The 12,733-nt window shown below is 69.2% G+C and carries 11 protein-coding genes and 1 pseudogene; 6 read left to right on the top strand and 6 right to left on the bottom strand.

Annotation, left to right across the window (positions count from 1 at the left end; translation table 11 throughout):
• Position 1 precedes the first annotated feature (1 nt).
• The 6 genes from rsmG to rpmH all read right to left on the bottom strand — a co-directional run bounded on the left by rsmG (position 2) and on the right by rpmH (position 3,580).
• Positions 2-664 (bottom strand): 16S rRNA (guanine(527)-N(7))-methyltransferase RsmG, encoded by a 663-nt coding sequence (gene rsmG / locus QP939_RS13660; protein ID WP_285457121.1) that lies wholly within the window; start codon positions 662-664, stop codon positions 2-4.
• A 241-nt stretch (positions 665-905) separates the two neighbouring features.
• On the bottom strand, positions 906-1,472 hold the full coding sequence (locus tag QP939_RS13655; RefSeq protein WP_285457120.1) for a Jag family protein: 567 nt from the start codon (positions 1,470-1,472) through the stop codon (positions 906-908).
• 30 nt (positions 1,473-1,502) lie between these two features.
• Entirely contained in the window at positions 1,503-2,618 is a 1,116-nt protein-coding gene (yidC, locus tag QP939_RS13650; protein WP_285457119.1) for a membrane protein insertase YidC, read from the bottom strand.
• A 4-nt stretch (positions 2,619-2,622) separates the two neighbouring features.
• Positions 2,623-2,958: a membrane protein insertion efficiency factor YidD gene (yidD, locus tag QP939_RS13645; protein WP_285459737.1), complete on the bottom strand. Its 336-nt coding sequence runs from the start codon at positions 2,956-2,958 to the stop codon at positions 2,623-2,625.
• A gap of 5 nt (positions 2,959-2,963) precedes the next feature.
• Positions 2,964-3,416, bottom strand: coding sequence for a ribonuclease P protein component (rnpA, locus tag QP939_RS13640; protein ID WP_285457118.1), 453 nt, complete (start codon positions 3,414-3,416; stop codon positions 2,964-2,966).
• Between the two features lie 20 nt (positions 3,417-3,436).
• Positions 3,437-3,580 (bottom strand): 50S ribosomal protein L34, encoded by a 144-nt coding sequence (gene rpmH / locus QP939_RS13635; RefSeq protein WP_043787046.1) that lies wholly within the window; start codon positions 3,578-3,580, stop codon positions 3,437-3,439.
• Positions 3,581-4,155: 575 nt separating this feature from the next.
• Here rpmH and dnaA point away from each other — a divergent pair.
• The 6 genes and pseudogenes from dnaA to gyrB all read left to right on the top strand — a co-directional run bounded on the left by dnaA (position 4,156) and on the right by gyrB (position 12,722).
• Positions 4,156-5,776 (top strand): annotated as a pseudogene (gene dnaA, locus QP939_RS13630) (chromosomal replication initiator protein DnaA).
• A gap of 845 nt (positions 5,777-6,621) precedes the next feature.
• The gene (dnaN, locus tag QP939_RS13625) at positions 6,622-7,755 is read left to right on the top strand and encodes a DNA polymerase III subunit beta (protein WP_072475326.1); all 1,134 of its coding nucleotides are present in this window, start codon (positions 6,622-6,624) and stop codon (positions 7,753-7,755) included.
• Positions 7,756-7,789: 34 nt separating this feature from the next.
• The gene (gnd, locus tag QP939_RS13620; protein WP_285457116.1) at positions 7,790-8,680 is read left to right on the top strand and encodes a phosphogluconate dehydrogenase (NAD(+)-dependent, decarboxylating); all 891 of its coding nucleotides are present in this window, start codon (positions 7,790-7,792) and stop codon (positions 8,678-8,680) included.
• 10 nt (positions 8,681-8,690) lie between these two features.
• Positions 8,691-9,845: a DNA replication/repair protein RecF gene (recF, locus tag QP939_RS13615; RefSeq protein ID WP_285457115.1), complete on the top strand. Its 1,155-nt coding sequence runs from the start codon at positions 8,691-8,693 to the stop codon at positions 9,843-9,845.
• Between the two features lie 136 nt (positions 9,846-9,981).
• Positions 9,982-10,557 carry a DciA family protein gene (locus QP939_RS13610; protein WP_285457114.1) on the top strand — a complete coding sequence of 192 codons (576 nt, stop codon included), beginning with the start codon at positions 9,982-9,984 and terminating at the stop codon, positions 10,555-10,557.
• Positions 10,558-10,754: 197 nt separating this feature from the next.
• Positions 10,755-12,722 carry a DNA topoisomerase (ATP-hydrolyzing) subunit B gene (gene gyrB, locus QP939_RS13605; protein WP_285457113.1) on the top strand — a complete coding sequence of 656 codons (1,968 nt, stop codon included), beginning with the start codon at positions 10,755-10,757 and terminating at the stop codon, positions 12,720-12,722.
• The last annotated feature ends 11 nt before the right edge of the window (positions 12,723-12,733 follow it).

The following is a 12,733-nucleotide window of genomic DNA, read 5'->3' as shown; positions in this document are numbered from 1 at the left end:
GTTAGCGCTTCTTGCTCCGTGCCCTGGGCTTGGTCGCGGCCGGCAGGCGACGGATCTTCACAACCGTGCTGGGGACCTCTAGTACTGCGGCACCACACTCGACGATCAGTGGATCGGCCCCGCCGGCCTTCTTGATGGCGGCGCCGTCCCGATCGATCTCGTCCGCCGCGCTGGCGCCCTTGAGGGCGACCAGGAAGCCGTCGGGACGGACGAGCGGGAGACACCAGTCCGCGAGCCGGGCGAGCGGGGCGACCGCGCGAGCGGTGACGATGTCGGCGCCACCGAGCTGCTCACGCACAGGCCGCTCCTCCGCGCGTCCACGGACGATGGTGATCGGGAGTTCCAGCTTCTCGGCCACCTCGGCCAGCCAGTCCACCCGGCGGGCCATCGGTTCGAGCAAGACGATATCGAGGTCCGGTCGCGCGATCGCGAGCGGTACTCCCGGAAGCCCCGCGCCGGACCCGACGTCGACGACGCGGGCGCCTTCGGGCATCTGCTCTCCGATGACGGCCGAGTTGAGGACGTGCCGCTCCCACAGCCGCTCGACCTCCCGCGGCCCGATCAGCCCGCGCTCCACGCCGTGACGTTCCAGGAGTTCGACATACCCAGCGGCTTGGTCGACGTGCTCTCCGAACACCCGCTTCGCCGCCTGCTCCAAGCTCACTCCGTCTACTCCTCGTCCGCCGGTTTCACGTGAAACCGCGCTCGTTCGATTGTCCCCGATGAACCGGAGAAGACGAGCCGACAGTCCGAAGATGTGGACAACTCCACTCGCCCGGTCGCGCTCGCCGCCGGTTCCACGTGAAACATCACGCGTGTAATTCGCCCGACCCAGCCGCGCCGCACACAAAGAAGCGGCCCCACCCGAACCAGTCGGATGGGGCCGCTCTCCAAGCAACCAGGGCTCAGGACTCCGGGAAGATGACCACCCGGCGCTTGGGGTCCTCGCCCTCGCTCTCGCTGGTGACCCCGGCGACCGTCGCCACCGCGTCGTGGACCACCTTGCGCTCGAACGGGCTCATCGGCTGCAGGCGCACCCGCTCGCCGCTCTGGAGGACCGACTCCGCCGTCGACCGGCCGAGCTCCTTCAGCTCCTCACGGCGGTCCGCGCGCCAGCCCGCGATGTCCAGCATCAGGCGGCTCCGCGAACCCGTCTCCTGCTGGACCGCCAGGCGGGTCAGCTCCTGCAGCGCTTCCAGCACCGTGCCGCGGGGGCCGACGAGCTTCTCGAGGTCCTCGCCGCCGTCGATGCTCACGATCGCGCGGCCCGCCTCCACGTCCAGGTCGATGTCACCGTCGTAGTCGAGCAGGTCGAGCAGGCGCTCGAGGTAGTCGCCGGCGATGTCACCCTCCCGCACGAGGATGTCGTCGTCGCCTCCCGCCTTCTGCTCCACCACTGTGTCCGCAGAAGCGGCCGTCGCCGGGGTCACGTCGTCCTGATCGGCTTCGATCGTGTCGATCGTCTCCGACATCATTCGTCTCCTCTCCGAACCGGTCGCGCCTCAGCGGCGCTTCCGGCCCGACTTCCTGGTCGAGTCTTTGAGAAGGCCCGGCACGCCCGTGCCGTTGTCCTTCGAACCGTTCTGGCCGTTCGTGTCGGCCGGGGCCTTGTCGCCGTCACCGGACGCGGTGGCGGGGGTGGTCTGCGCGAAGCCGTGCGCCGAGCCGGCCTTCGTGACCTTCTTCTGGCCACCGGTCTGCGCGGGCTGGTTCTTCTTCTGCTGGACCGGCTTCTGGCCGACCTTCGGCGCGGTCGGCTTCTGACCCGGCTTCGGGCCGAGCGACGCGCGCTTCTCCGCGGCCTCCGCCTTGCGGGCCGCCTCTTCCTTGTCGATCTTCGTGTAGACGAGGCGCTGCTGCATCAGGGTCCAGCCGTTGTTCGCCAGCCAGTAGAAGAGGAGGCCGAGCGGGAACAGGGCACCGAAGACGAGGACACCGAGCGGGAAGATGTACATCGTCAGCTTGTTCATGATCGCGGTCTGCGGGGTGGCCGACGCGGCGTTCTGCCGGGCCACCGAGTGGCGCGCGGTGAGGTGCGTGGCGATCGACGCGACGATCATCAGAGGCAGCGCGACCGGGAGCACGCCCCAGTGGAAGCCGACGTTCGTGGCCCCGCCGCTGACGACGCCGACACCGTTGTAGACAGCCTCACCGAGGTTGACGCCGAAGAGCTTCGCGTTGACGTACGACTCGACGTCGTGCTGGCTGAAGAAGTAGTTCTCGGTCTTCGGCCCGCCACCGGGCGGCGGCATCGTGAACGCGCGCAGGACGTGGTTCAGGCCGATGAAGACCGGGATCTGAAGCAGCATCGGCAGGCAGCTGCCCAGCGGGTTGACGCCGTGCTCCTTCTGGAGCTTCTGCATCTCCGCGGCCTGGCGCTGCCGGTCGTTCGCGTACTTCTTCTGGATCTTCTTCATTTCCGGCGCGAAGTCCTGCATCTTCTTCATCGACCGGACCTGGTTCACGAACGGCTTGAACATGATGCCGCGGACCGTGAACGTCAGGAAGATGATGCCGAGGATCCAGGCGACCGCGGTCGATTCCCCGAAGACGAACCCGAAGACCTTGTGCCAACACCAGAGGATGAAGGACACGGGGTAGTAGATGAAGTCGAGCACTGAGCTACTCCTCGATCGGTGTTTCAGGTCCGCGGTGGCGCCACGAGAACTTCTCGGGCACGGGGTCACGGCCGGGCGGGGTCCACGGGCCGCAGCGCAGCAGCCGGCGCAGCGCGAGGTAGGAGCCGCGGCCGGCACCGTGCCGGGTCAGGGCTTCGACTGCGTACGCGCTGCAGCTCGGGTAGAACCGGCAAGCCGGGGGGAGGAAGGGCGAAATCGCCTTGCGGTAGAGCTTGATGGGGAGCAACAGGACCCAGGCGACGGGGCCGGGCCGCGGGGGCTCGGCAGCGTCGTCGTGGACGTGCGCGTGTGCTGAGTCGTGCTCGGGGGTGGCTCGCATGCCGGTCACACCGCTGATCCGTGGTCGGGGGCCGCGTCCGCGGGACGCGTCGGGCGGGGGACATCCCCGGCCGGACGGCGCGACGACAGAAGCCCCAGCCTGCGGAGCGCGGCGTCGAGATCGGCTCCGAGCTCGGCGCTGGACGCGGACGCGGACGGCGGCAATGCCCGTACGACCAACGCACTGCCGGCGGGCAGGGTTCCGAGGCGGGCCGAAACGAGGTGACGCAGGCGCCGGGTGACGCGGTGGCGGACCACCGAGTTGCCGACGGCCTTGCTCACCACAAAACCCGCCCTGGCCGCCGGCACCGTGCCATCGAACTGCACAGTGTCGGCGGCCCCGGACGGGTCCGTGGTCAGCGCGTGGACGACGAGGCGACGCCTGCCTGCCCTGGACCCGCGACGGAGAACCACGCGGAAGTCCTCACTCCGCCGCAGACGTGCGGCAGCCGGCAGCACGGCGCGCCCCGACGAGCGGATCAGGCGGACAGCGCGGCGCGGCCCTTGCGACGGCGGGCCGCCAGGATGGCCCGGCCGGCGCGGGTCCGCATGCGCAGGCGGAACCCGTGGGTCTTCGCGCGGCGGCGGTTGTTCGGCTGGAAGGTGCGCTTACCCTTGCTCACTGCTTCTCCTGTGTGTCGCGTCGGGCGGGAAGAATCTCTTCCCCCACCTGGCGTGTCGTGCGGGCGCACGGCAGTCTCTGGTGTCTCCTACCAACGTGTGGCCTCGTCACGACGAGCGACGACAACGTGGGCGCGCGAAACGCACCCGTCGCATACGGGAGACCTTACGAGGGTACGCACCCCCGTCGGGCGGCCGGTAAGCACCCCCTCGGCCACGGTCCGCGACCGGCTCCGGGGGCCGGGATCCTCACCGCCGCGGCACCGAATGGCAACACGCCGTACACCGTGAAATGCTGGCGGCCCAGGATGCCTTGTGGCAGCGGGCGGGGCTTGTTAGCGTGCCTCTCTCGGGTCACCGGTCGAGGTGCACGAGTATCCGGGTGGTGGAGTGCCCACCGGCGTACGACGAGCCCGCAGGTGGCGTCGCCGCGGGTCGCCGTACATTAGTGCACAGCTGTGGACAACTATGTGGATATTCGCTGTGCCGGTGCGCACGTGGGTCCGCCGGGAGTGCCGGACCGCGTGACCAGGGGCGTTCGGCCGTCCACGCCGACGAGGGGAGGGGAGCCAGACAGGTGTCGGAGCACCAGCACAATCTGGGCGTCATCTGGGAACAGGTGGTACGCGAACTGTCCGACGGGACCCTGTCCCCCCAGCAGCGCGCCTGGATGCGGGTGACGCGCCCGATCGGCCTGCTCGACGGCACCGCCCTCCTGGCGGCCCCCAGCGATTTCGCGAAGGAAGCGATCGAACGCGGTCTGCGCGGCGCGATCACCGACGCGCTGTCCCGGCGGCTCGGCCGCGCCATCTCGCTCGCGGTGAAGGTGGACAGCGCCGAGGCCGTCGCCCCGGCGCCCGCGCCCCGCTACGCGCCGTCACCCGGCCGGGTGGAAAACGGCGCGAGCCCCGAGCCCGCTCCGCCGCTGCCGGGCAACGGCGCGCCGATGATGCCGCCGCCGCGTCCCGAGCCCGCCCAGCCGATGCCCCCGATGCCGCCGCACCAGTCCGTCGCGGCGAAGCCGGACGACGGAGACGACACCGACGAAGAAGTGGACGAGGAAGGCGAGGCGCTCGCCGCCGTCCACGAGATCTGGCCGACGTTCTCCGGGCAGCCGATCGCCGGCCAGCCCTACACCGCGCCGGCGCAGCCGCAGACGTCGAAGACGAAGCTGAACGAGAAGTACACCTTCGACACCTTCGTCATCGGTGCGTCGAACCGCTTCGCGCACGCCGCCGCGGTCGCCGTCGCCGAAGCGCCGGCCCGCGCGTACAACCCGCTCTTCATCTGGGGTGAGTCCGGGCTCGGCAAGACGCACCTGCTGCACGCGGTCGGCCACTACGCGCAACGGCTGTTCCCCGGCATGCGCGTCCGGTACGTCTCGACCGAAGAGTTCACGAACGACTTCATCAACTCGCTGCGCGACGACCGCAAGGTCGCCTTCCAGCGGCGCTACCGCGACATCGACATCCTGCTCGTCGACGACATCCAGTTCCTGGAAGGCAAAGAAGGTACGCAGGAAGAGTTCTTCCACACCTTCAACACCCTCCACAACGCGAACAAGCAGATCGTCGTCAGCTCCGACCGCCCGCCGAAGCGCCTCGAAACGCTGGAAGACCGGCTGCGGACGCGGTTCGAGTGGGGCCTGATCACCGACATCCAGCCGCCCGAGCTGGAGACGCGCATCGCGATCCTCCGGAAGAAGGCGGCGCAGGACAGGCTGGCGGTGCCGGGTGAGGTCCTGGAGTTCATCGCTTCGCGCGTCGAGGCGAACATCCGGGAAGCTCGAGGGCGCGCTCATCCGCGTCACGGCCTTCGCGTCGCTGAACCAGCAGCCGGTCGACGTCGGCCTCGCCGAGATCGTGCTGCGGGACCTGATCCCGGATTCGCACGCGCCGGAGATCACCGCGCCGACCATCATGGGCGTCACGGCGGAGTTCTTCGACGTGACGCTCGACGACCTGTGCGGCCCCGGCAAGACGAAGGCGCTCGCCACGGCCCGCCAGATCGCGATGTACCTCTGCCGCGAGCTGACCGACATGTCGCTGCCGAAGATCGGGCAGACGTTCGGCGGCCGCGACCACACGACCGTCATGCACGCGGACAAGAAGATCCGCAAGGAGATGGCCGAGCGCCGGCGCATCTACGACCAGGTGCAGGAGCTGACGTCGCGCATAAAGCAGCGCGCTCGCCAGTAGCACATCCCTTATCCCGCAACGACTTCGGGGCGTCCGCTCAATGTGGACGCCCCTTAGTCGTCTTTGGAGTGTCCGAAGCACGCGTACGCGCGCGAAGCAGCGAAGGCGCGTACGCACGCTTCGCCAAACTCGCGGAAATTGTTTGTACACAAGGAAGTTTCCCCATGGTGTGGGCGGATTGCCCACAGTGCCAACGGATCTCCCAGCAGCGACGACGCCGAAACCGTCCACATCCCGCCCACAGGTGATCCACAGGGAATCCACACCCTTGTCCACGCTGATTCCACAGGTTGCCCACATTGTGTGCACAGGACGGGCCGATCACTCGGTAGGGCGATTCGGAGGCCTCCGCGCACCCCCAGACCCTGGGGACGGAACGCCCCACACCTGGGGACAACCGTGGGGACAACTGGGGACAGCTGTGGACGAATCGGGGGTCGCCCGAAACCATCCACGGACGCCCCGATCTGCCCACAGGTCCGCCACCACGGTTACCCACATGCCCGCGAGCGCTCCGACCTGCGCGAACGAGCTCGATCCACACAATCCACACCGCTTACTACTGCTACTGCCTTTAGATCTCTTCTAAGAGAGAACAAAACAAAAACAGGCGGAGGACGAAGTTGGGGACAGCCGCGAGATCGTGTCGGCAAGTCGACAAAGTCAAGGGGAGGCCGAGGTGACGGCGGCCCCCGCGACGGCCTAACGTGGACGCCTGCACCTGGTCCGTGCTCCGGCCGCTGATCGCGGAGGGCGGACCGGCCGGAGGGGGCAGCCGGTCACTGTCCCGCGAGAACGAGGCCTGGCCCGAGCCGGCAGCGCTCGGTCGTCGAAAGGATGCGCGCATGAAGATCCGCGTCGAGCGTGACGGGCTCGCCGACGCCGTCGCGTGGGTGGCCAGAAGCCTCCCCTCCCGGCCTCCCGTGCCGGTCCTCGGCGGTGTCCTCCTCGACGCCGGTTCGGACGGCGACACCGACGCGCTGACGGTCTCCGGTTTCGACTACGAGGTCTCCGCCACGGTCGGCGTCCCGGCGACGATCGCCGACGGCGGCCGCCTGCTGGTGTCCGGGCGCCTGCTCGCCGACATCACCAAGGCGCTGCCCGCGCAGCCGGTCGAGATCTCCGTCGACGGCGCGCGCGCCACCATCACGTGCGGCAGCGCGCGCTTCTCCCTGCCGACCATGCCGGTCGAGGACTACCCGCAGCTGCCGTCCCAGCCCGCCTTCGCGGGCGAGCTCGCGGGCGACGCGTTCGGCCAGGCCGTCACCCAGGTCGTCGTCGCCGCCGGCAAGGACGACACGCTGCCGATGCTGACCGGCATGCGGCTCGAGATCTCCGGCAGCTCGCTGACCCTGGTCGCGACGGACCGCTTCCGGCTCGCCATGCGCGAGTTCACCTGGCAGCCCGCCGAGGGCCTGGCCGACGCCGCGGTGCTCGTCCCGGCGCGCACGCTCGCCGAAGCCGCGAAGACGCTCGGCGCGAGCGGCGCCACGATCCGCCTCGCGCTCGCCAGCGGCGAGGGCCTGCTCGGCCTGTCCGGTTCCGGGCGCTACACGACGACCCGGCTGCTCGACGCGGAGTTCCCGCCGTACCGCCAGTTGCTGCCCGCGTCGCACACCTCACGCGCGGTCATCGACGTGTCCGCTCTCACCGAGAGCATCAAGCGCGTTTCACTGGTCGCGGAGCGGGGGACTCAGGTACGACTGGAGTTCGGGGACAACACGCTGCGGTTGTCCGCGGGCGGCGACGACGAGGGAAGCGCCGAAGAAGAGCTTCAGGTCGAGTACGAAGGTGAGCCGGTGACGATCGCGTTCAACCCGGGTTACCTCGTCGACGGCCTCGGCGCGCTCCACAGCGACCGGGCGGAGCTGACGTTCACCACGCCGAACCGCCCCGCGCTCATCAAGCCCGCCGACGCCGAGGGCAACGTCGTCCCCGGCTACCTGTACCTCCTGATGCCGGTCCGCCTGCCGGGCTGACCCGCAACTTTTCGTTAGCACGTAAGGGGATCTCATGGTTCAGCTCGGTCTGATCGGCCTGGGCAAGATGGGCTTCAACATGCGTGAGCGGCTGCGTGCGGCCGGTCACGAGGTGGTCGGCTACGACCGCAACCCGGACGTCACCGACACGACTTCGCTCGAAGACCTCGTGTCCAAACTGGACGCCCCGCGGATCGTGTGGATCATGGTGCCCGCTGGCGAGCCGACCCGGCAGACCGTCACCGAGCTGAGCAACCTCCTCGCCGAGGGCGACATGGTGATCGACGGTGGCAACTCGAAGTACACCGACGACAAGCTGAACGCCGATCTGCTGGCGGCCAAGAACATCGGCTACCTCGACTGCGGCGTGTCCGGTGGCGTGTGGGGCAAGGACAACGGCTACGGCCTGATGGTCGGTGGTGCGGCCGCCGACGTCGAGAAGGCGATGCCGATCTTCGACGCGCTGCGCCCGGAAGGCCCGCGCGAAGAAGGCTTCTCGCACGCCGGCGACGTCGGCGCGGGGCACTACGCGAAGATGATCCACAACGGCATCGAGTACGGCATGATGCAGGCCTTCGCCGAAGGCTTCGAGCTGCTCGAGGCCGCGAAGGTCGTCAAGGACGTGCCCGCGGTGATCAAGGGCTGGCAGCGCGGCACGGTCGTCCGGTCCTGGCTGCTCGACCTGCTCGTACGCGCGCTCGACGAAGACCCGGAGCTGGACGACCTCGAGGGCTACGTCGAGGATTCCGGCGAGGGCCGGTGGACGCTGGAAGAGGCGATCAACAACGCGGTGCCGGCGCCGGTCATCTCGGCCGCGCTGTTCGCGCGGTTCGCCTCGCGCCAGGAGCACTCGGCCGCGATGCGCGCGGTCGCCGCGCTGCGCAACCAGTTCGGCGGGCACGCCGTGAAGAAGGTCGGCGGGTAGAGGATTCCTGGTGTATCTGCGTCACCTGCAGGTCACCGACTTCCGCTCCTGGCCGCAGGCCGATCTCGCGCTGGAACCGGGGCCGACCGTGCTGGTCGGCCAGAACGGTCGCGGCAAGACCAACCTGCTCGAAGCGATCGGGTACGTCGCGACGCTGGGCTCGCACCGCGTCGCGACGGACGCGCCGCTGATCCGGCACGGCTGCGAGCGCGCGTTGGTGCGCGTCGCGGTGGTCAACGACGACCGCGAGCTGACCGTCGAGCTCGAGATCACCGCCGGGCGCGCGAACCGCGCCCGGGTCAACCGCGGTGCGGTCGGCAGGCCGCGGGACGTGCTCGGGATCCTGCGCACGGTGCTGTTCTCCCCGGAGGACCTGGCGCTCGTGCGCGGCGATCCGGGTGAGCGACGCCGGTTCCTCGACGAGCTGCTGGTGCTGCGCGCGCCGCGGTACGCCGGGGTCCGGGCGGACTACGAGAAGGTGCTGAAGCAGCGCAACGCTCTGCTGAAGACGGCCGGGAAACGGCGTACGGGCCGCGAAGACCCGTACGCGCTCTCGACGCTCGAAGTCTGGGACGACCACCTCGCGGTGGCGGGCGCGGAGCTGCTGGCCGCGCGCCTGAACCTGGTCGCGGACCTCGCGCCGTACGCGGCTTCGGCGTACATGGGAGTCGCGCCGGACTCACGCCCGGCGAAGATCTCCTACCGGTCTTCGCTGGGTGACGCGCTACCGGAGACGTACGGCGTACCGGATGGCGAGCGGGCGCAACCCGAAGTCCTCAAAGACGTCTTACTCAAGGCGCTCGGTGAAGCCCGGAAGGCCGAGCTCGAGCGCGGGATCAGCCTGGTCGGCCCGCACCGGGACGAGCTGGAGCTGATCCTGGGCCAGGCGCCGGCCAAGGGCTACGCGAGCCACGGGGAGTCGTGGTCGTTCGCGCTGGCCCTGCGGCTCGGCAGCTACGAGCTGCTGCGCGGGGAAGCCGGCGAGCCAGTGCTGCTGCTCGACGACGTGTTCGCCGAGCTGGACCGCAAGCGCCGGGCCCGGCTGGCCGAGGTGGCCGCGAGCGCCGAACAGGTGCTGGTGACCGCGGCGGTCGACGAAGACGTGCCGGGGGAGCTGACCGGGAGCCGGTTCGTGGTGGCGGATGGGGAGATCACGCGTGGCTGAACCCGCCGGTCGAGCACCGCGTGTGACGGGCGACACAAATCGCACCCGATCTGGGGACAAACCTGTGGACAGTGTGGATAACACGGTGAATGAGTTATCGCCCCGCGTGACCGTGCGGCCGGATGGGTGGCGCAAAATGCCCAAGGACGACGCCAAAACCGCCACCGGTACTGAGCGTGACGGTGACGCTGGGCCGAACGAGCCGCCGACCACGGGACGCGACCTCGCGCACGCCGCGCTCGAGGCCGCGAAAGCCAAGGCCAAGGAGCGGGGCGCCCCGCCGGGACGACGACGGCCGTCGATCGGCGGCGGCCAGAACCCGCGGCGTCGTCGCTGGTCAGGGCCCGGCGCGGACGCGCGTGACCCGCAGCCGCTCGGCCGGCTCGTCTCCCGGCTGGTCGCCGACCGCGGCTGGAACGAGAGCGTCTCCGGCGCCCGCGTCTTCGCGCAGTGGGGGCGGCTGGTCGGCGAAGACGTCGCCGAACACGCCCAGCCGGTCGCCCTGAAGGACGGCGAGCTCACCGTCCGCGCCAGCTCCACGGCGTGGGCGACTCAGCTGCGGTTGCTGCAGGGAAAGCTGCTGGCCAAGATCGCGGCGGGGGTCGGCAACGGCGTCGTCAAGCGCATGCGGATCCAGGGTCCGACCGCCCCGAGCTGGCGGAAAGGGCCCCGGCACGTGCCGGGGCGCGGCCCGCGTGACACGTACGGCTGACCCGGGTTGCGCGATGCTCGGTTGAATGCCCCGAGAACGCATCCAGACCTCCTGAAATACGTCAAGACTCGGCTCGGACCGATTTCGTCCGTCTGTGACGCGCTCAGGGGTGTCCTTGCCGCATGCCAGCGGACGCGGCCAAGTACACTGGGAGGGAGCGAGCGTCCGCTCGGGCGAGACGAGGAGAAACAACGCCGGTGACCGAGAACAAGAGCGAGTACAACGCGTCGTCGATCACGGTGCTCGAAGGCCTCGAAGCGGTCCGCAAGCGCCCCGGCATGTACATCGGTTCCACCGGTGAACGCGGGCTGCACCACCTCGTCCAGGAGGTCGTCGACAACTCCGTCGACGAGGCCATGGCCGGGCACGCCACCAAGGTCGAGGTTACCCTCCTCGCCGACGGCGGGGTCCGCGTCGTGGACGACGGCCGCGGCATCCCGGTCGACATGCACCCCAAGGAGCAGAAGCCGACCCTCGAGGTCGTGCTCACCGTGCTGCACGCGGGCGGCAAGTTCGACAGCGACTCCTACGCGGTGTCCGGCGGCCTGCACGGCGTCGGCGTCTCGGTGGTGAACGCGCTGTCGACGAAACTGCTCGCCGAGGTCAAGTACGGCGGCCGCAGCTGGCGCCAGGAGTACACCGACCAGGTGCCCGGCCCGCTCGAGGACCTCGGCCCGGCGTCGGAGACCGGCACCACGATCACCTTCTGGGCCGACAAGAACATCTTCGAGACCACGACGTACAACTTCGAGACCATCTCGCGCCGCCTCCAGGAGATGGCGTTCCTCAACAAGGGGCTGACGCTGTCCCTGCGCGACGAGCGCGTCGCCGACGAGGAGACCGAAGAGGACGCCGAGGGCAAGGTCGCGCGGGTCAAGGAGAAGACCTACTGCTACCCGGGCGGGCTCGAGGACTTCGTCAAGCACATCAACGGCAGCAAGGACCCGATCCACCCCAGCGTCATCTCCTTCGACGCCAAGGGCACCGGCCTCGAGGTCGAGGTCGCGATGCAGTGGAACACCGGGTTCACGCCGTCGGTCTACACGTTCGCCAACACGATCAACACCCACGAGGGCGGCACCCACGAAGAGGGCTTCCGCGCCGCGCTGACCCGCGTCGTCAACGCGTACGCGCGCGACAAGAAGCTGCTCAAGGAGAAGGACGCCAACCTGACCGGTGACGACGTGCGCGAGGGGCTCGCCGCGATCGTCTCGATCAAGCTGTCCGAGCCGCAGTTCGAGGGCCAGACCAAGACCAAGCTGGGCAACAGCGAGGCCAAGACGTTCGTGCAGCAGACGTCGAACGAGTGGCTGGCGGACTGGTTCGAGCGCAACCCCACCGAGGCGAAGACGATCATCAACAAGTCGATCTCCTCGGCGCAGGCCCGGATGGCCGCGCGCAAGGCGCGTGACCTGGTCCGCCGCAAGGGCGCGCTGGAGATCGGCGGCCTGCCCGGCAAGCTCAAGGACTGCCGCTCGACCAACCCGTCGGAGTGCGAGCTCTACATCGTCGAGGGTGACTCCGCCGGCGGCTCGGCCAAGGAGGGCCGGGACTCGATGTACCAGGCGATCCTGCCGATCCGCGGCAAGATCATCAACGTCGAGAAGGCCCGCATCGACCGCGTCCTCAAGAACACCGAGGTCCAGTCGCTGATCACCGCGCTGGGCACCGGCATCCACGACGAGTTCGACATCCAGAAGCTGCGCTACCACAAGATCGTGCTGATGGCCGACGCCGACGTCGACGGCCAGCACATCACCACGCTGCTGCTCACCCTGCTGTTCCGGTTCATGGCGCCGCTGATCGAGCACGGCCACGTCTTCCTGTCGCGGCCGCCGCTGTACAAGATCAAGTGGCCGCGCTCCGAGCCGGAGTACGCGTACTCCGACCGCGAGCGCGACGCCGTCATCCAGGCGGGTGTCGAGGCCGGCAAGAAGCTGCCCAAGGACGACGCGATCCAGCGCTACAAGGGTCTCGGCGAGATGAACGCCGAAGAGCTGTGGGAGACCACGATGGACCCGGCGAACCGGCTGCTGGGCCAGGTCACGATGGACGACGCCGCCCAGGCCGACGAGCTGTTCTCGGTCCTGATGGGCGAGGACGTCGAGGCCCGCCGGTCGTTCATCACGCGCAACGCCAAGGACGTGCGCTTCCTGGACGTGTAGGCGTCCCCCTC

The sequence above is a fragment of the Amycolatopsis nalaikhensis genome (assembly GCF_030264295.1).
In the GTDB taxonomy this organism is placed as follows: Bacteria; Actinomycetota; Actinomycetes; order Mycobacteriales; family Pseudonocardiaceae; genus Amycolatopsis; species Amycolatopsis nalaikhensis.
The sequence above is the reverse complement of the archived record's forward strand: the minus strand, read 5'-3'. Positions and strand labels throughout refer to the sequence as shown.

Coding starts and splice junctions, on each gene's coding strand:
- QP939_RS13655 (WP_285457120.1), bottom strand. CDS start 1,472: ATGTCGGAGACGATCGACACGATCGAAGCCGATCAGGACGACGTGACC.
- yidD (WP_285459737.1), bottom strand. CDS start 2,958: ATGCGAGCCACCCCCGAGCACGACTCAGCACACGCGCACGTCCACGAC.
- dnaN (WP_072475326.1), top strand. CDS start 6,622: ATGAAGATCCGCGTCGAGCGTGACGGGCTCGCCGACGCCGTCGCGTGG.
- gnd (WP_285457116.1), top strand. CDS start 7,790: ATGGTTCAGCTCGGTCTGATCGGCCTGGGCAAGATGGGCTTCAACATG.
- QP939_RS13610 (WP_285457114.1), top strand. CDS start 9,982: ATGCCCAAGGACGACGCCAAAACCGCCACCGGTACTGAGCGTGACGGT.